Annotated in this window: 15 protein-coding genes; 12 read left to right on the top strand and 3 right to left on the bottom strand. The window is 35.4% G+C overall.

Translation table 11 applies throughout. From position 1 onward, the window contains the following. Nucleotides 1-55: 55 nt before the first annotated feature. Nucleotides 56-901 carry an AraC family transcriptional regulator gene (locus VB798_RS05390; RefSeq protein WP_323256744.1) on the bottom strand — a complete coding sequence of 282 codons (846 nt, stop codon included), beginning with the start codon at nucleotides 899-901 and terminating at the stop codon, nucleotides 56-58. A 123-nt stretch (nucleotides 902-1024) separates the two neighbouring features. Here VB798_RS05390 and VB798_RS05385 point away from each other — a divergent pair, with 123 nt between their 5' ends. The 3 genes from VB798_RS05385 (at nucleotide 1025) to VB798_RS05375 (ending at nucleotide 3040) form a co-directional block, all read left to right on the top strand. Next, nucleotides 1025-1894 (top strand): 3-keto-disaccharide hydrolase, encoded by an 870-nt coding sequence (locus VB798_RS05385; RefSeq protein ID WP_323256742.1) that lies wholly within the window; start codon nucleotides 1025-1027, stop codon nucleotides 1892-1894. A 33-nt stretch (nucleotides 1895-1927) separates the two neighbouring features. Beyond that, the gene (locus tag VB798_RS05380) at nucleotides 1928-2329 is read left to right on the top strand and encodes a Dabb family protein (protein ID WP_323256740.1); all 402 of its coding nucleotides are present in this window, start codon (nucleotides 1928-1930) and stop codon (nucleotides 2327-2329) included. Nucleotides 2330-2578: 249 nt separating this feature from the next. Next, nucleotides 2579-3040 carry a GNAT family N-acetyltransferase gene (locus VB798_RS05375; protein WP_323256738.1) on the top strand — a complete coding sequence of 154 codons (462 nt, stop codon included), beginning with the start codon at nucleotides 2579-2581 and terminating at the stop codon, nucleotides 3038-3040. A gap of 50 nt (nucleotides 3041-3090) precedes the next feature. On the opposite strand, the gene VB798_RS05370 is transcribed toward VB798_RS05375, so the two are convergent. Next, nucleotides 3091-4605, bottom strand: coding sequence for a serine hydrolase domain-containing protein (locus tag VB798_RS05370; protein WP_323256736.1), 1515 nt, complete (start codon nucleotides 4603-4605; stop codon nucleotides 3091-3093). Nucleotides 4606-4956: 351 nt separating this feature from the next. Between VB798_RS05370 and VB798_RS05365 the strand changes: the two genes are divergently transcribed. The 8 genes from VB798_RS05365 (at nucleotide 4957) to VB798_RS05330 (ending at nucleotide 16965) form a co-directional block, all read left to right on the top strand. Continuing rightward, nucleotides 4957-5547: an RNA polymerase sigma factor gene (locus VB798_RS05365; protein WP_323256734.1), complete on the top strand. Its 591-nt coding sequence runs from the start codon at nucleotides 4957-4959 to the stop codon at nucleotides 5545-5547. A 75-nt stretch (nucleotides 5548-5622) separates the two neighbouring features. Then, complete coding sequence (locus tag VB798_RS05360) at nucleotides 5623-6726, top strand: FecR family protein (RefSeq protein WP_323256731.1); 1104 nt, start codon at nucleotides 5623-5625, stop codon at nucleotides 6724-6726. Nucleotides 6727-6966: 240 nt separating this feature from the next. Then, on the top strand, nucleotides 6967-10341 hold the full coding sequence (locus VB798_RS05355; protein WP_323256729.1) for a SusC/RagA family TonB-linked outer membrane protein: 3375 nt from the start codon (nucleotides 6967-6969) through the stop codon (nucleotides 10339-10341). Between the two features lie 12 nt (nucleotides 10342-10353). Beyond that, a complete protein-coding gene (locus tag VB798_RS05350; protein ID WP_323256727.1) occupies nucleotides 10354-11808 on the top strand; it encodes a RagB/SusD family nutrient uptake outer membrane protein in 1455 nt (484 codons plus the stop codon). A 29-nt stretch (nucleotides 11809-11837) separates the two neighbouring features. Then, nucleotides 11838-12158: a hypothetical protein gene (locus tag VB798_RS05345; protein WP_323256725.1), complete on the top strand. Its 321-nt coding sequence runs from the start codon at nucleotides 11838-11840 to the stop codon at nucleotides 12156-12158. Nucleotides 12159-12226: 68 nt separating this feature from the next. After that, the gene (locus VB798_RS05340; RefSeq protein WP_323256723.1) at nucleotides 12227-15100 is read left to right on the top strand and encodes a glycosyl hydrolase; all 2874 of its coding nucleotides are present in this window, start codon (nucleotides 12227-12229) and stop codon (nucleotides 15098-15100) included. Between the two features lie 118 nt (nucleotides 15101-15218). Beyond that, entirely contained in the window at nucleotides 15219-16541 is a 1323-nt protein-coding gene (locus tag VB798_RS05335; RefSeq protein WP_323256720.1) for an AAA family ATPase, read from the top strand. Beyond that, nucleotides 16525-16965 (top strand): hypothetical protein, encoded by a 441-nt coding sequence (locus tag VB798_RS05330; protein ID WP_323256718.1) that lies wholly within the window; start codon nucleotides 16525-16527, stop codon nucleotides 16963-16965. Before VB798_RS05335 ends, VB798_RS05330 begins: the two co-directional genes overlap by 17 nt. 19 nt (nucleotides 16966-16984) lie before the next feature. Here the strand turns inward: VB798_RS05330 and pdxR are convergent, their stop codons facing one another. Continuing rightward, nucleotides 16985-18436, bottom strand: coding sequence for a MocR-like pyridoxine biosynthesis transcription factor PdxR (gene pdxR / locus VB798_RS05325; RefSeq protein ID WP_323256715.1), 1452 nt, complete (start codon nucleotides 18434-18436; stop codon nucleotides 16985-16987). A gap of 93 nt (nucleotides 18437-18529) precedes the next feature. On the opposite strand from pdxR, the gene VB798_RS05320 reads away from it, so the two are divergent. Further along, the gene (locus VB798_RS05320) at nucleotides 18530-19189 is read left to right on the top strand and encodes a pyridoxamine 5'-phosphate oxidase family protein (RefSeq protein WP_323256713.1); all 660 of its coding nucleotides are present in this window, start codon (nucleotides 18530-18532) and stop codon (nucleotides 19187-19189) included. The last annotated feature ends 27 nt before the right edge of the window (nucleotides 19190-19216 follow it).

Raw genomic sequence — 19216 nt, 5'->3', positions numbered from 1 at the left:
TTGTACTTGCCTAAAATAGGTTGACAAAAAAATCAATAGCAATTTTGCCTATTGCCTATTGCGCAATAGTAGTATTTTTTCTAAAAGCAGTTGGTGTTTTTCCCGTGTATTTTCTAAACTGTTTACAAAAATGACTTTCATCGGTATAACCAAATTCATCCGCAATTTCTGTCAGCGTTAATTGACTGTACAACAAACGGGCTTCAATAAGCTTGATTTTATGTTTGGTAATGTATTGTTTCAATGATTCGCCAGTGTGCTTTTTGAAAAAAATACTAATATAAGCAGGAGCGTAATTGAAAACCTCGGCTAAATGTTCCACACTGAGTTCGGACGGATTGTAAATATGTTGTTTGATATACATTAAAATCGTTTCTACCGAATCTTGCAAAACTGGTTTTACAGGCGTTTGACCAAATAAATTACGAGCCAGAATCATCATCATACTTCTCATTAAGCTATCACGAATGATTTCAAAGTATTGAGATTGATGATTTTCATATTCACCTTCTAATACAGTAAGCAGATTATGAAGCTTCTGTTTTTCTTGTTTATCTTTCACGATAGAACCACGACTTTGCGAAGAAGTATATAATAACGTTTTCATAATTTGCTGCCAAGTGCTGTCTTTTTCGCCAATCTGTTGATGAAAAGATTCATTGAAACGAATAAAGCAAAATTCAGTTAAATCATGAATTTCAAAATCATGATAATCTTCTGGACCCAATAGAAAAACATCACCTTCAGCATATTGAAAAGTATTTCCATTGATGTTGTGAATACCATTTCCTCTCAAGATAAAAATAATCTCGAAGTAAGTATGTTTATGAACCGAGTGCATCCATTTTTTAGCCTCGAAATGATAAATATTAAAAGGAGTATGGAGGATATATCTTTTCATTATCATCGTATTTAATATAGTTATAAAAGTACCGACATATATTGGATTTTTACAACTTATACAGCTTTGCTTTGGAGTAGTTTTGTGAAGTATAATCAATTATACCAATAAACCCATACAACTATGAAACGCATATTACTGTTGATTACGCTTTTTTCATCCCTTATTTTACTGCCATCCATGAATCAATCAGACGAATGGGAGCTACTTTTAGATAAAAATCTTACACAATGGGAAAATTATTTGAGCTATCGTCATAAAAGTGATTATAATGGAAAAATACCGAAAGATTCATTGGGAACTCCTATTCAGCCTATTGGTTATAATAAAGATAATACGCATGTCTTTTCTGTTCTGAATGAACCCAATGGTCCAGTATTAAAAGTAAGTGGAGAGATATACGGTTGTTTGTTTACAAAGAAGTCTTACGAAAACTATCACCTTAAACTTCAAGTAAAATGGGGCGAAAAGAAGTTTGAACCACGTGTGAACAAAGGACGAGATAGCGGGATTCTCTATCATTCTATCGGCGAAGCAGGGGCAGAATATTTTCGTTCATGGATGCTTTCTCAAGAATTTCAAATCATGGAAGGACATACCGGTGACTTTTGGTGTCAAGCTAATTCTGCCATTGATATACGTTCATTTCCATCAGAAGGTGTTGCCAGTAGCGTTGCTGATGAAAAACAGCCATTTATTACTTTCAAAAAAGGGAGTGACTATTATTGTATGCGTTCGGGAAACTATGAAAGTCCTGCTGGTGAATGGACGACGATAGAACTTATTTGCTATCAAGGGAAAAGCCTACACATAGTAAATGGACACGTAGTAATGGTTTTAAAAAATTCACGCTATATCACTCCAGAAGGAAAAGAAGTACCATTAACCAGCGGGAAAATTCAATTACAAAGCGAAGCTGCCGAAGTGTTTTATAGAGACATTCGTATAAAACCGTTAACGGCGATGCCTAAAGTTTATGAAAAATTATTTTAAGTATTTTACAAACCATAACAAATTGTTAAATAAATGAAAACAATAAAACGACGTTCATTCTTGACGAATGTAGCAATTACTTCTGCTTTAGGAGCAGTTGTTTTGCCATCAGAGGCAAAATCTAAGAAAAAAACCTTTATACATCACGTGTATTTTTGGTTAAAAAATCCATCAAGTGAAGCCGATAGAAGTAAGCTTATTGAAGGACTAACGGCTTTATCGAAAGTACCAACCATTCGTTTCCATCATATTGGCTTACCTGCCAGTACCAATCGTAGTGTGATAGAGCGTAGTTATTCAGTTTCGTGGATGTTGTTTTTTGATAATCTGGCAGAAGAAGAAATATATCAAACACATCCGATTCATTTAAAATTTATCGCAGATTACTCACATCTGTGGGAAAAAGTAACGGTTTTTGATTCGGAAGAAGTTTAGTTTAAATTCTAATTTTGAATAAATGATTAGCGTATTTGTTGTTGTATTTTACCAATAAATACGCTAATTGAGTTTTCAGATATTAGGTTTCAGCAAAGGTTATGTATTTCTACTTCAAATGCTTTTTGTTGCAGAAAATCTCTAAAGGATTTACAATGTTGCTGATTAATCCTTCGTCTTTTAGTATCTTCAAATGAAATTTAGAAAAGTATTCAGTTAATTTTATTAATATATTTAGATACAAAACCCATGAACCAAATTACGATACGGAAAGCCACATTTGATGATTTAGCTACACTTTTTCTTTTCGAACAAGGCGTTATCGAAGCCGAAAGACCTTTTGACTCTACCTTAAAAGACGAGCAAATACACTATTATGATATTGAAGGAATGATAAGGGCTTCGCACATAGAATTGTTGGTGGCGGAATCTGAAGGGGAAGTAATAGGTTCGGGATATGCTCGTATTGAAAGTGCGAAACCTTATTTAAAACATGGTCGTTATGCTTATTTAGGTTTTATGTATGTGGCACCTGCTCATCGTGGAAAAGGAGTAAACAAGAAAATTATGGATGGGTTGAAAGATTGGGTTTGCTCTCAAAACATTACAGAATTGCGTTTAGATGTATATCACGATAATATTTCAGCCATTAAAGCTTATGAGAAAATTGGCTTTACAAAACACATGATTGAGATGAGGTTGGGGTTATAAAGGAATGTGCTGTTGTTAGTATTTTTTACCAACAACAGCAAACGTCCTTCTTATTTCCCAACCAATTTAATATGATACTCCTGAATTAAAGCTGGATTTTCTGGCGTTAGCGTAAAGCTTATTTCAATATTAGCTTTTTCGCCTTCTAAAGTGAAAACGCCCCTTAGATTATTTTCAGGTTTGATTTCTTTTAAACCGATAATCTTTCCGGCACTTTCAAAAATTGGAGTTGCTTCTTTTCTTAGACTTTCTTCAAAGTAATCTAGGAAAAAATTCTCTGCAAAAATGCCTGTACTTTCTGCATTTTTCCAAGTAGGCAATATGGCAATTAACTCATTTGTTCTTTGTTTCAAAATCGGAGAAACTGGAATGGCTCTTGGTTTTAAATGGGCGAGTGCTACCAAAGTATCTAAAACTTGTACATTAAAATAGCCCGCATTGGCATAAGTAAGATTACTGAATGAAATTACGCCCAAACCATAATCTTGTAAAATACGCCAATTACTTCCGAAACCGGGTAAACCTCCACTGTGACCTACCGAACGTCTTCCTTCTCCATCCGTAGCATGTCCTAAACCATAACCATAGGCATTTGCCATCGGTGTTTTGCGACCAGTCGGATATTTGTAATTTGGATTCACACCAATGAACTGCCAAGGCTGTTGCATTTCACGCACAGAACTTCTTTTCACTGGTCCTTTTTCTGGTGCATTACTCGCAGGCCAAGCCGATTGATGAAAAGCAACGTACTTCGCAAAATCATCAATCGTGGTAATCATTCCGCCCATTGCGCCATAAGCTCCGTCATGCAATAATGGTTGTTCTACCCAATTTTCATTGAGCCAACGATAGCCGTGCGCTAATTGTTCTGCTGGTACTTGGCTGTATTCCCAATAAGTATGGTTCATGCCCAAAGGCTTCAAAATGTTTTCGTTGATGTATTGTTGATACGTTTTTCCTGATACTTTTTTGATGATATAACCCAACATTGCAAAACCCATGTTGCTATATTCATAAGCAGTACTTGGGTTGTTAGAGAATGAAATGCCTTTTCGGAACATCTTCAACATGGCTTCGTCGCTGATGGCTAATTGTCGGTCGCCCCACGGATTATCTTCTGGAAAACCTGCCGAATGTGTCAATAAATTACGAACAGTAATCGCTGGCGCATCTTTACTAAGTAATTGTTGGTTTTTTAATTCAGGAATGTACAAATAAGCTGGATTATCCAGTTTCAATTTTCCTTCATCTCTTAACTTCAAAATCGCCATTGCAGTAAAACTTTTGGACATACTGGCAATTCTAAAATCAGATTGATTGCTTGCAAGTACTTTTTTCTCCAGATTAGTATAACCAATATTTCCTGAATGAATTAATTTTCCATCCAACACCAAACCATACACAAAAGCTGGATAATGGTTTTTCTCGGCATAATCCTTAAAAATTTGGTCGATTTTCGGTAAAGCTTCTTTGATGTTTTTCAGTCGCTCGTCTTGGGCTTTTGCTTGGTTAAACGTAATGGCAATGCTACAACAAAAAAGGAAAAGTAGTTTTTGAAAGTTCATGATGTTTGTTGGATGAAGAATACGGTTTGAAAAGAGATTCAAAATACTTAATATTTTGTGAAATTCTTATAGAAGTATCTACTTTAATTTTAATTAGCCCAACATCACGAAAATTGAAATAACCATGTTTTTTATTTTGAAAAATACTGTTAAGTTATTGTATATTAATTGATTATAAAGTGATTGCTTTTGTCTTTTAGCTTTGTTGAAAGATAAATAAAGAGAATTGGCTCTAACGAAGATTTTTTGCTATTATATTTATACAAATTTATTCAGTAATTATCCTATCCTATAGGTCTTTTAATTGTATTTTATCATACTGTTTCTTTTTTATTGCAGATGCAAAGCCAGATGAGTCTTACTTCCGAGAAAGTACTATGGAACACCTTCCGACAAGGTGATAGACAAGCATTTGCCATGATTTATGAACAATACATTCAAGCACTTTTGAATTATGGACATAAGATTACCCAAGATGAAAGTTTGATTGAAGACAGTATTCAAGATTTATTTTATGAATTGTGGAATAGTAGGAATAATCTTTCGGAAACAGATTCTATAAAATTTTACTTGTTTAAAGCATTAAGGAATAAGATTTATCGTAATAAAGAGAAAAACAATTTTGATATTATCGATGAAAATCAAGCTTTGCCAGATTGGTTGAACGAAGTATCAACCGAATACAGTATGATTCTTCAAGAACATGAAGAATCTCAACTCAATCATTTAAAAAGAGCCATTCAAAAACTGCCAAAACGCCAGCAAGAAGCCATTAATCTACGATTCTTCCATGATTTTAGTAATGAAGAAGTGGCGCAACTGATGGGCGTAAACTACCAATCTGCCTGTAAATTTATCTACACAGGTTTACGATTTTTAAAAGAACATGTCATTTACCCAATCCTTATTGTATTGATTGCTAATTACTTGGATAAGTTTTAAAATATTTTTATAAAAAAATGGATTAAAAGAAGCATTCCTGTGCATTAGTAAATGTAAGACGTTAAAACTATGTCGATGAATTATCAAAATTTTGAAATAGAAGATTTTGTAGCAGATGATTATTTCAAAAATTGGGTATTGCAACCCAATGCAGAAAGCGAATCCTTTTGGAATCATTATTTGGCGCAATTTCCAGAAAGAAGCGCTGTAGTTGAAGATGCTCGCTTACTCATTATTGGTTTGAGGGAAGCTGAAGCACAACATTTTCCTGTTGAAAAAACAACAAAGATTTGGGACAATATTCAACAAAAGATACAAAGTAATGAAGATAGACAACTAGGCGGTAGATTTTTCAGACTAAAAATTCCATATCTCCGTATAGCGGCAGCGTTAGTGGTTTGTGTAGGTTTATCATACTGGTGGTTTAGTCAAAACCAATCATCATCTTTATACACAACAATATTCAGTGGCTCAAAATCTGATACAGATTTGGTAGAAGAAGTAAACCTAGGAAGTACAACTAAGAAAATATATTTAAGTGATGGTAGTGTAGTGAGTTTAGAAAAGAACTCTAAACTGAGGTACAAAAAAGGCTTTGAAGCGAGTAAAAGAGTCGTTTATTTAACGGGAGAAGCATTTTTTGAAATCTCTAAAAACCCTAAACGTCCATTTTTGGTATATGCCAATGAAGTAATTACTAAAGTGTTGGGAACAAGTTTCAGAGTAACGGCCTACGAAAATGCCAAAGATATTGTGGTTTCGGTAAAGACCGGTAAAGTATCAGTTTTTGCTAATAAATCGGCTACTGAGAAAGACGAAAAACTGGAAGATGAATTAAAAGGCGTGGTGCTAAAACCTAATCAACAAGCTATTTATGAACGTAATACAGATAGGTTAAATAAAACTTTGGTTGCTTTGCCAGACATTTTAGTTTTGCCTGCAAACTATCATAATTTTGAATTTGATAATACACCAATCAGTCAGGTTTTTACAACATTAGAAAAAGCCTATGGCATTGAAATCGTTTATGATGAAGATTTGATGAAAGCCTGTTTTTTAACGGCTCCCTTAGGAAATGAATCACTATTTGAAAAAATGAGAGTAGTCTGTAAAACGATAGGAGCGAGGTATGAAATTATCGACGGGCAGGTAGTCGTTTACAGTAAAGGATGTGAATAAAAATCAATCAATAATTACCAACCTAAATAATTTACTATGACAGCATAATTCCTTAACCAATTTATTTTTAATGGAAAAGCCGGCCGATGGTACCAGCATCAACCGACTTTAATTTGTCCCTCTTCTTCGCACGCTAATGAGATAGAGGATGGGAAGCATTTTGCAATTTTTTACCATTTACAAAACCATTTCAAAAGTATGGAAAAACATCGAAAAATTCCCCAGATTTTTCTAAAAATCATGAAATTATCTTTTCAACAATTTCTTATAGCAGTGCTGTTTACCAGTATGAGTTTTGCTCATACGAGTGCCCAGACTATTTTAGAAAAGAAAATATCCTTACATGCCGATAAAAGGGATATGAAAAGTGTGCTGAAAAGCATAGAACATTCGGCAGGAATCAGATTTACTTATATCCAAAATCTTATTCCCTCAGACAAAGTAATTTCTGCCAATTTCAGCAATGAAAAATTAGCGGTGATTCTTGATAATTTATTAAAACCCTACAAGATTGACTATGAAGTAACGGACAAGTACATCATTCTAAGCAAGCAATTGAGTGATTTGAAATTGATGCAAATGAAAGATTTTGACAGCGATTTCAGACAAAATTTAGCAATCACTATCACAGGAAAAGTAGTTGATGATAGAGGAGAACCCTTGCCCGGCGTAACAATCAAAGTAAAAGATACTTCTAAAGGAACAGCAACAGATGGTAAAGGTGAATATAAAATAGCAGTCCCTGATGCTCAGAGTGTACTTACTTTTTCTTTTGTGGGTTATCTTCCTCAAGATGTTATTGTAGGGAATAGAAGTATCATCAACGTTACTTTAGCAATTGATAATGTTACTTTATCAGAGATTGTGGTAGTGGGTTATGGTACACAAGACCGCCGTGATGTAACAGGTGCAGTAGCAACGATTAAAACTCAAAATATCAAAGATTTACCAGTTACCAGTGTTGACCAAAAATTAGCAGGACAAGTAGCGGGTGTGCAAGTAAGCCAAGTGTCTGGTACGCCAGGAAGTGGCCCTGTTATCAGGATTCGAGGTTCTGGCTCTATTGGTGCAGGTGATGACCCTTTGTACGTACTTGATGGTTTCCCGATGACGAACTATTACAGCAAAACATCCAATCCATTAAGTACGATTTCTCCTGATGATATTGAATCTATCAGTATTTTAAAAGATGCTTCTTCTACGGCTATTTATGGTTCGAGAGGTTCTAATGGCGTTGTTTTGATTACGACCAAACATGCTAAAAATGGAGCAACCAATATAGAATTCAATGTTTATACGGGAATCCAAACGGTTTCAGACCGTAACAGAGTACAAGTAATGAGTGCATCGGAATTTGCTCAGAATAGAATTGATGCTGCGCAAGGTTTAGCTGCAATCAAAGGACAAGCTTTTGATATCAACACTGTTGCGGAGGCATATCGTAATCCAAGTAGCATTGGTGCAGGAACAAATTGGTTTAATGCAATGAGCCGAAATGCACCTATGCAAAACTATAATTTAACGATTACAAAAGGAACTGAAAACCTACGTTCAATGGTTTCTTTGGGTTATTTTAATCAACAAGGTGTTTTATTGAATACTGATTTTCAACGCTTTTCAATTCGTGGAAATATTGATGCGAATATCTCTAAGAAAATTACGGTTGGTTTGAATATTTCTCCTTCGTTTACCATCAGACATTTGGCTGAAACTGAAGGACATTTCAATACAGCTATTGTTACGCAATCTTATTTGAATAGTCCGTTTCCTTCGGTATATCAAGCAGATGGAAGTTTTACTCCAAATATTACTTCGGCTGGTTTTTTCAACAATGCCAATCCTGTGAATATGTTAGTGAATACGACTAATTATGGCAATAATATTCGTACACTTGCTAATACTTATTTAGGGATTGAAATACTGCCTAATTTAAAATTCTTAACAACTTTTAATACCGATTTATTGATTGATACACAGGATAAATTTACTCCATCAACCGTTGGAGGTTTCCGTAATCCTCCGCCAACTTTGGCTACGGGAAGTAATTACTCTGCTCGTACTTTCAACTGGTTATCAGAAAATACTCTTACTTATAGCCATAGCATTAAGGAGCATAGATTTACGGCTTTGGTAGGATATTCTGCTCAGAAAGAGATATTTAAGTCAACTACGGTTAATGGAAATGGTTATGCAGATGATGTTATTCAAACCATTAACTCGGCTATTGCAACGGGCGTAAGTGCTTCGGCTGGTGGTGGAAAAGGAGCTTTACTTTCGTATTTGGCAAGAGCTACTTATGCTTATAAAGACAAGTATTTATTCAATGCAACAGTTAGACGAGATGGTTCTTCAAAATTTGGTTTGGATAATCGTTGGGGTACTTTCCCTTCTGCTTCTGTTGGTTGGAGAGTTTCAGAAGAGAAATTCTTTCCTAAATCCGACATTGTTGATGATTTAAAACTAAGAGTAAGTTATGGTTTAGCTGGAAATAACAACATCGGAAACTTTACTGCTCAGAAATTATTGGGCTTAGATAATTATGTTTTTGGTGGAAAAATTGTAACAGGTCAGGCGATTAATTCTTTGGGAAATACCAATTTAGGTTGGGAACAATCTAAACAAACTGACATTGGTTTAGATGCTTCTTTGTTGAAAGGAAAGCTAAATCTTATCATCGAACTCTATGAAAGATTTACAGAAAGCATGTTGCAAAGTATTGATATTCCTTCTTCTTCGGGTTTTAATTCAACCATTACCAATTTAGGAAATGTACGAAATCAAGGTTTAGAAATATCTTTAAGTAGCAGAAACATCAATAAAGGCAAATTCCATTGGGATACTGATTTCAACATTTCTTTCAACAGAAATAAAGTAATCAGTTTAGGAAATAGAACCAGAATTCAATCAGGAGATAATGGTAGTGTAACCATGCTTGGCGAACCAATGGGCTTATTCTTTGGCTATAAAATGGCAGGTGGTTTCTTTAATACAGTAGAAGATTTAACGAAATATCCTCGTGCTTCGGTGCAAACGATTGGAAGTATTCGCTTTGAAGATATTAACAAAGACGGAAAGATTGATGGAAACGACCAAACCGTTATCGGTAGTCCATATCCAAACTTTATTTGGGGCATGACCAACCGTGTAAGTTATGGTAATTTCGATTTCTCAATGCTTATTAATGGCTCGCAAGGCGGACAAATCTTAGATTTTTACAAAAGATTTCTTTACAACCAAGATGGCGTATTTAATCTTCACAAAGATGTAATTAATGCTTACAAAGACATCAATAATCAAGGAACTGGTAGAATTCAAAGTGCAGGTTCTGCTTTGGCTGGTGATTCTTTCTCAAGAAATACTAGTGATGCTTGGGTAATGGATGGTTCTTATATGGTTGTGAGAAACATTACTTTGGGTTATAATTTCAAACCTAAGAAATACTTCAAAGGATTAAGAGCTTATGTTTCTGGTCAAAATCTTTTCACGGTTTCTTCTTATACAGGTTCATTCCCAGAAGTAGGTTTCAATGGTAGTAATTCATTAGCTCCGGGCGTAAATTATGGTAGTTATCCTGTTGCGGCAACTTACACTTTAGGAGTTAATTGTAAATTTTAATCAAGAACCGACATGAAAAAAATAACGATACTATTACTTTCTTTGGCTTTAGTTGCTTGTAAGGATTCTTTCCTTGAATTAACGCCTGATACAAACGGTTCGGTAGATAATTTCTACCAAACCAAAGAGCAATTCATTCAAGCTGTGAATGCGGCATATTCTCCGCTTCAAGGAATTGAAACGGGTTCTTTATGGCTTTTTGCTGAAATGCGTTCTGATAATACTTCTTATCAACAAAACACATCCGACCGCTCTGGAACGATTCGTGAAGAGTTGGATGAATTCAGAGAAAACGACCAGAATGCTAATTTCCAGTCATTTTTCAGTGCAAGTTACTTGGGCATCAGTCGTTGCAATCTTTTATTGACGAAGCTTTCTTCAGCTACATTCGACCAAGCCACTCGTGATAGATTAGAAGGCGAAGCTCGTTTTTTAAGAGCTTTTTATTACTTCAACTTAACAAGAGTATTTGGTGATGTGCCTTTGATTTTGAAAGAAGTAAATTCTCCAGAAGATGCCTTCTCTACTGCTCCAAGAGTACTTGAAACAGAAGTATATAAAGCCATTATTGATGATTTTAAAGTAGCAATTGCAAAACTTCCAGCTTCATTTTTAGGCGCTGATTTAGGTAGAGCTACTTCTGGTGCGGCTAAAACTTTATTAGCCAAAGTATATCTGACCCAAAAGAATTATACTGCTGCCAATGATTTATTAAAAACCATTGAAACAGAAGGAGCTTATCAATTAAATGCCAATTATGCTGATAATTTCAAGAAGAAAAATACGGCTGAATCTATTTTTGAGATTCAATACGTAGAAGGACCAGGTGGAAAGAGTAGCAATTTTGCTTATTCATTTGCTCCTTATAATTCGGGAACTATCGTTACTGGTTTTGCTTTGGCATCTGGTGCAGCAGCGGGTTGGAATATTCCTACGCAAGACCTTATGGATGCTTATGAAGCTGGCGATAAGCGTTTTACGGCATCTATCAATACAGCATTTACCGATCCTACTTCTAAGAAAGTTATTCCATATATTCAAAAGTATGCGAATCCGCCTTATTTGGAGCGTTTTAATACGGGAGATAACTTTATCGTTACTCGTTTGGCGGATGTTTTATTGATGCAAGCCGAAGCTTTGAATGAGATTAGTTTCCCCAATCAAACGGCTTTTGATTTATTGAATAGAGTACGCCTTAGAGCAGGATTGTCGGCTAAAACGCAAGTGAATATTACTTCACAATCAGCAATGAGAGCGGCTATTCAGCAAGAAAGAAGGGTAGAATTAGCTTTTGAAAATCACCGTTGGTTCGACTTAGTGCGTACTGGTGATGCAGTAGCGGTAATGACGGCTCATGCTATCAAAGAAAAAGCTTTGAAGTCTTATATTCTACCAAGTTCATTTGCAACAATTGCTTTGAAATTCCCTTATCCATATCGTGAAACGCAAATCACGACAACGAAGTAGATAATTTCTGCATTGCAGGTGGCTATATCATGAATGCAGTCGCTAGTATTAGCATTGCAGGAGGTAATATCATGAATGCAGTCGCTAATATTAGCATTGCAGGAGGTAATATCATGAATGCAGTCGTTAATATTACCATTGCAGGAGGCAATATCATAAATGCAGTTGCTAATATTAGCATTGCAGGTGGTAATATCACGAATGCAGTCGCTAATATTAGCATTGCAGGTGGTAATATCATGAATGCAGTCGCTAATATTACCATTGCAGGTGTCAATATCATGAATGCAGTTACTAATATTACCATTGCAGGTGGCTATATTAACAATGTTGGAAAATTTTCAGATTAGGCAACTTTCAAAAAGTTGTCTAATCTTTTACCTTATTGCGATTCTCGCTCCTCTAAAAGACTCTTTCCATGAATAATATTCGCAAAAAAACTCCTTTACTCTTTCTGTTATTAGCTTATTTACTAGCAAGTTATCGAAGTGTTTCTCAACAAAAGGCAACAGTTATTACTGAAGATATTTTCCAAAAACCAACCCAACAATTCGGTATTCGTTGCTGGTGGTGGTGGCTGAATGGCAATGTTACCAAAGAAGCCATTACTCGTGATTTAGAAGAAATGAAAGCCAAAGGTTTTAGTGGAGCTTGTATTTTTGATGCGGGAGGCTACAATCAAAGAGGAAATGGCGATGTGCCAGAAGGTCCGATGTTTGGCTCGAAAGCTTGGCGAGCACTTTATTTACATGCTATCAAAGAAGCGAATCGTTTGGGTTTAGTGATGTCACTGAGTATTCAAAGTGGTTGGAATTTGGGTGGTCCCGATATTAAGCCAGCCGAAGCTGCCAAGCAAGTAGTTTCATCTGAAACCCAATTACAAGGGGGCAAAATGGTTGATATTACTTTGACTTTACCCAAAATTAAAGATGATTTCTATAGAGAAATTGTAGTGTTGGCAATTCCAGATAAAGCTATTAAAGACCGCAAACCCATCAAAGATTTTGAAAATAAAGCCGCTACTCGTGAAGTAGGTTGGTCTGTACCCGAAACCAGACCTTTGTTAGTGGATATTCCTGCTACCACTGGCGAAGAGGATGCTCAGAAAAAAGAAGTAATCAATGTATCGCAATGGGTAAAAAATGGCAAACTCCACTGGCAAGCGCCCAAAGGGAATTGGCTTATTTTACGCATGGGTTATACTGTAACGGGTGCGGAGGTTTCGACATCAAGTGGCAAATGGCAAGGCATGGTGATTGACTATACCAGCGAAAAACATTTTAATCGTTACTGGGATACCAACGTTGAGCCTTTACTGAAAATGATTGGCACAATGGCTGGTAAAACCCTACGCTATTTACAAACCGATAGTTTTGAAGCAGGAGGAATGAACTGGTCGGATGGTTTTGAAAATGAATTCAAAAAAAGAAGAGGCTATGACCCAATTCCATATTTGCCCATATTGGCAGGAAAAATCATTGAAAGCCGTGAAGCAAGTAATAATTTCTTGAATGATTTAAGAAAAACTTTGAGCGATTGTATCTCGGATAATCATTACAGAGTATTTGCTTTACGAGCTAGAAAGTATGGCATGGGCATTCAGCCAGAGTCGGCTGGGCCACACGCTGGGCCTTTTGACGGACTGAAAAACTATGGACATTCTGAAATTATGATGAGCGAATTTTGGTCGCCTTCACCACATCGCTCAAAAGACATTGACCGCTTTTTTGTGAAGCAAGCAGCCAGTGCCGCAAAGATTTTTAATAAAAAATTGGTCGGGGCAGAATCTTTTACAACGATTGGACCACATTGGAATGACGTTATTTGGTCGGATATGAAACCCAGTGCCGACCATGAATTTTGTGCAGGTTTAAACCTGATTTATTTACATACTTTTACGTGTTCGCCCAAAGAAATGGGTTTGCCCGGACAAGAGTATTTTGCGGGAACGCATTTCAATCCAAACGTTACTTGGTGGAATTATTCAACGGCATTTATTCAGTACTTAAGTCGTTGCCATTATATGATGCAAGAAGCTAGAGCCGTAGCCGATGTATTGTATTATTATGGCGATCATGCACCGAACTTAGCACGCTACAAAGCCGATGACCCCGCAGGAGCTTTGCCTGAATATGATTATGATGTGATTAACGAAGATAGATTATTAGCACTATCAGTAAAAGATGGCAAAATCTACTTACCACATGGTGATTCTTATCAAGTTTTGGTTTTGCCAAATCATAAAATTTTATCTTTAGCCGCTCTGAAAAAAGTACAACAATTACTCTTGCAAGGAGCAAAGATAATCGGTACAAAACCTTTGAGTACCGCCAGTTTGGTGGCATCGCCAAATGCTGAATTAGAAAGAGCCAAAATTGCTCAACAAATTTGGGGAAATGATGAAAGTACAACAGGCGAAAAACAATACGGAAAAGGTAAAATCATTTGGGGTAAAACTGCTAGAGAAGTACTGAAATCCAATAGTATTTTACCTGATTGTGAATGGACAAACAAAGAAGCGACCCAAAACTTTGATTATATCCACCGAAAAGCGGGAGCAATGGATTTTTACTTTATCAGTAGTCAGAATAAAGAAAAAGCACAAGTAACCGCAAATTTTAGCATTGGTGACAGAGTACCAGAATTGTGGGATGCTGTTACGGGAAACATTATTCCTGCTAAAAATTATACTTTAGCGAATGGGCAAATTAGTATTCCTTTGGAATTTAACCCTTATAGTTCAGTCTTTGTAGTTTTTAGAAAGCCCATGCCTAAATCGCCCAAAATAGAAGGGACAAACTTTGTACAATATCAAGAAAAGCAAATTTTAAATAATACTTGGCAAGTATATTTTGACCCAAAATGGGGCGGAACAAATTGGATAACTTTCGACAAATTGTATGACTGGACGGAACGCCCAGAAGAAGGAATCAAATATTATTCTGGCACAGCTATTTACAAAACGCAGTTTGATGTAAGCAATATTCAAAATAATGAGTACTTAGATTTGGGCGAAGTAAAAGATGTGGGCATTGCCAAAGTAAAATTGAATGGCAAAGATTTAGGCATTTTATGGTGTCCACCTTTTAGCGTTTCCGTAAAAGGTTTATTGAAAGAAAAGGGCAATGAATTGGAAATTGAAATAGTAAACACTTGGCGAAACCGACTCATCGGCGACCGTGAAAAACCCGCTAACGAACGTTTTACCAAAACCAATATCACCATCAAACCCGATTGGAAATTAATGCCTTCTGGGCTTTTAGGGCCTGTAAGGTTGTTGAAGGGAGAATAAAACCTGTCTATTAAAAGTATTGCTATCTATTTACAACACATCAAAACTAAAAATATGAAAAAAAATTGCATTTTTTTAGTTTTGATGTATTTTTGTCTTGTAATTCAATACAAAAGACATGATAATCGAATTTAACGTTGAAAACTATTTATCTTTTAAAGATTTAACAACCTTATCAATGGTTGCTACTAAATCTTTTAAAGAGCATTCAAATACTCATCTTATAGAAGTTGATAAGAAATTAGAACTTTTGAAATCAGCTATTATATATGGTAATAATGCAAGTGGAAAAAGTAACCTATTAGAAGCAATGGGTTTTATGAAGGAAATCGTTTTGACCTCCTATAAAAATGCTTTAGAGGATACTGAAAAAGGTTTTTCTCTTGAAAAATTCAAACTAAATTCAAAAAATGAAAATGAGTCAAGCTTTTTTGAGGTTTCTTTTATTCATAAAGAGATTAAATATAGATATGGATTTGAATTAGATTATAAAAAGGTAGTTGCTGAATGGTTATATCATACTACGAGTAAAGAAGTTTATCTATTCAAAAGAGATTTTCAAACAATTGAAGTAAATAAATCAGCTTTTAAAGAAGGAATAGGTAGAGAAAATGATACTAAAGAAACAGTACTGTTTCTTTCCATGCTAGCAACTAATAATAAGGAAATATCAAGTATTGTTGTAGATTGGTTTCAGAAACTAAGGTTTATCAACGGAATTCACGATCAAGGTCACAAAAGATATACAATAAATAAATTAAAAAATGACTCCCAATTTTTAAACTGGGTTACTCATTTCATTAAATATCTTGAAATTGCTAATTTATCAACAACTGAAGAGGATGTTAGAGAAATAGATTTTGAAGTTTTAAGAGAAAAAGCAAAAGATGAGGAAATGATAAATCTTTTTGCAAGTATTCAGAAGATTCAATCAAGACAGCCAAGAAGAGACCACCTAATTACTTATCATAGAAAGTATGATGAGAATAATATTTTTATTGATTCTATTCCATTTAATTTTGATAATCAGGAGTCAGAAGGTACAAAAAAACTACTATACTTATTAGGACCTTTATATGACACATTGAGAAATGGACACATTTTAGTAATTGATGAGCTTGATTCGAGATTGCATTCAAATTTGACTCAAAAACTAATTAGTTTTTTTCATAAGTTCAATAAAAATAATGCACAATTAATTTTTGCAGTACATGATATATCTCTATTAAATAAGGATACATTTAGAAGAGACCAGATTTATTTTATTGAAAAAAATCAATTTGGAGTGTCTGAATTATTTTCATTAGCTGACTTCAAGACAGATAAAGTCAGAAATAAATCTGCATTTGACAAAAATTACGCCCTTGGAAAGTACGGTGCAATCCCATATTTTGAAATGGATGAAAAACTAAATCAACTTTTATATGGGCAAGTCGGATAAATTTAAGGAAAGAAAAGGGGGAACTTATAAGAGGGAAACCAAAAGTTTAGAAATCCGTCAAGGGAAGAAAGACTCGTTAATCGTATTAAGTTTTAAAGATTTTGATATAAATCAAGGGCAATCCTTTGAAGATTGGGAACAAGATATGCTTTTAGCTCAGGCAATAAATAAACTAAAAACATTGTGTGGCTATACTATTCCACAAGCAACTAATATAGGATTATTGAAAATCTATACCAAAGTTTCATTTCCTCCCGAATCAGCATTTGTTCATCCTAAACATATTCCACTTGATGTTGATTGGTGTTCTATGCACATTGGTAATAAGCCTTGTGTTATTGGATATTTCGAGGACAATATTTTTAATGTAGTATTTCTTGATAAAGACCATGAATTTTGGATTACTAAAAAGAAAAATACATAATGATAGAAAATACGGAAGATTACAAAATCCCATTCTTCAAAATCTTCACCGCATCCTCCGTTTCTTTAAAATTCATGGAAGCGAAGCCTATTCTACACGCATTTTCTGTTGGATATGCCGCTCCATCTGAAATGTACAAACCGTTTTTAATTAATTTTGGAGCAAGCTCTATCAAAGAAATATCTTTATCAAACTTTGCCCAAATCGCCATACCGCCGTCTGGTACTTTAAAATTGATAACATCGCCCAATTCCTTTTTCAATAAATCGCAAGTAAAGTCTCTTCGTTCTCTGTAAATCTTCAATACTTTAGCTGCATGCCGTTTCAGCGTGCCATTTTCTAGCATATCTGCCAAAGATAATTCTAAAATAGTATCGCCTTGTCGGTCGATGATGCGTCGTAATTTGGCTAATTCTTCAATAATTTCCTGCTTCGCCACCACATAACCCACTCGAAAAGTCGGAGCAATTTTCTTAGTAAAAGAACCAATATACACCACCAAACCATGTCGGTCAGCACTCGCCAAAGGCAAAACAGGTCGATTGGCATAATGAAAATCATAATCGTAATCGTCTTCTAGGATATAAAAACGATACTTTTCTGCTAAAGCCAAAAGTTTAATCCTTCGTTCGGGCGTAAGCGTTACCGTTGTAGGATGATAATGATGTGAAGTAACATAAATCGCTTTGATAGATTTTTGCCGACAAATTTCTTCAATAGCATCTACCACAATTCCCTCTTCATCAATCGGAATTGTGTTCAATTTTGCCCCTAAAGTAGCGAAAGTCATGTTGGTAGCAGGATAATTCAAATCTCCAACGATTACTTCATCGCCTTTTTCAAAAAGAGCCAAACCCACCAAATAAATCGCCATTTGACTACCACGAGTTGTAATAATTTGTTCGGGCGAAGTGTTCATACCACGAGTTTCGTTCAATACTTTGGCAAAAACTTCACGAAGACGCAAAGCCCCATACACAGAAGTATATTGCAAAACCGACGGCTCGCCAAATTTGATATAATGTGCATATAAACGGGCTAGTTCGTCACGAGGAGCTAAACGTACATCAGGCAAACCATCGTTAAAAGCCAATCTTTGCGTAATAATTGGAGGAATTTTTACCAAAGTATTTTTAGTGAAATTCATCGAAAAATCATCTTTACTTTTTGCTTCAAAATCTTGTTTTGATAGCTGAACAGGCTTTACGTTCGGAAGATGTTGGGCGATAAAAGTACCTTTCTTCGGAAAAATTTCAATCCAACCTTGTGAATACAGTTCGTCGTAAGCCGCCACAACCGTTTTTCGGTGAAGTGCCAAAAGCTCTGCCATTTGTCGAGAACTCAACAATTTGGTACCTTTTTTCAGAATACCCGATTGAATATTTTTGATGATTTCATTAGCAATTTGTACGTAAACAGGCAATGAAGAATCCTTCTTGATGTCAAGTAAAGTTTTAAAAGGTATTTCCATCTGGACTACTTGATGTTAAAATTGTGGCATACTATAACAAGCCAGTAAAGATAGAGATTTGCAGAAAGATTTGGAGATAAACCCTTTAAAATTATGGCAACATTACCAATTACTGAAAGAACAAAAATTAGCCGTGCGCCCAAAAAAGGCGATTATACTGAAGAAACCATTTACAGTATTTTAGATGAAGGACTTTTTTGTCATGTTTCTTATGTAGAAAAAGAAACTCCGATGTGTATTCCCACAGGTTACGGACGCATTGGCAATAAATTATATATCCATGGCTCGGTGGGCAGTCATTTTATGCGAGCTATTGCCGACGGCAGAACAGTTTGTTTGAGTGTTTCTTTAATTGATGGATTGGTATTGGCAAGGTCGGCGTTTAGTCATTCTGTCAATTATCGTTCGGTGGTGATGTTTGCCAAAGGAACAGTTGTGACGGACGAAGAGGAACGTTGGGATTCTTTGATTGCCATTACTGAGCAATTTATCTCAGGACGTTGGGACAATGTACGTTTGCCTTCAAAAAGTGAAATGCAGAAAACGATGATTATTTCATTTCCATTAGAAGAAGCTTCCGCCAAAACCAGAAGTGGACCACCAAACGATGATGAAGAAGATTATGATTTTCCAGTTTGGGCAGGAGTTTTACCGCTGAAATTACAGGCACAAACCCCGATAACCGACCCAAAAATGCAATTTGATTTACCTGTTCCAGAATATGTTAGTAAATTAATTGTGAATGAGGTTTAAATTGTGAATTAGTGAGTTGTGAATTTT

Origin of the sequence: Arcicella lustrica (assembly GCF_034930985.1) — a bacterium.
Taxonomy (GTDB): domain Bacteria; phylum Bacteroidota; class Bacteroidia; order Cytophagales; family Spirosomataceae; genus Arcicella; species Arcicella lustrica.
The sequence above is the reverse complement of the archived record's forward strand: the minus strand, read 5'-3'. Positions and strand labels throughout refer to the sequence as shown.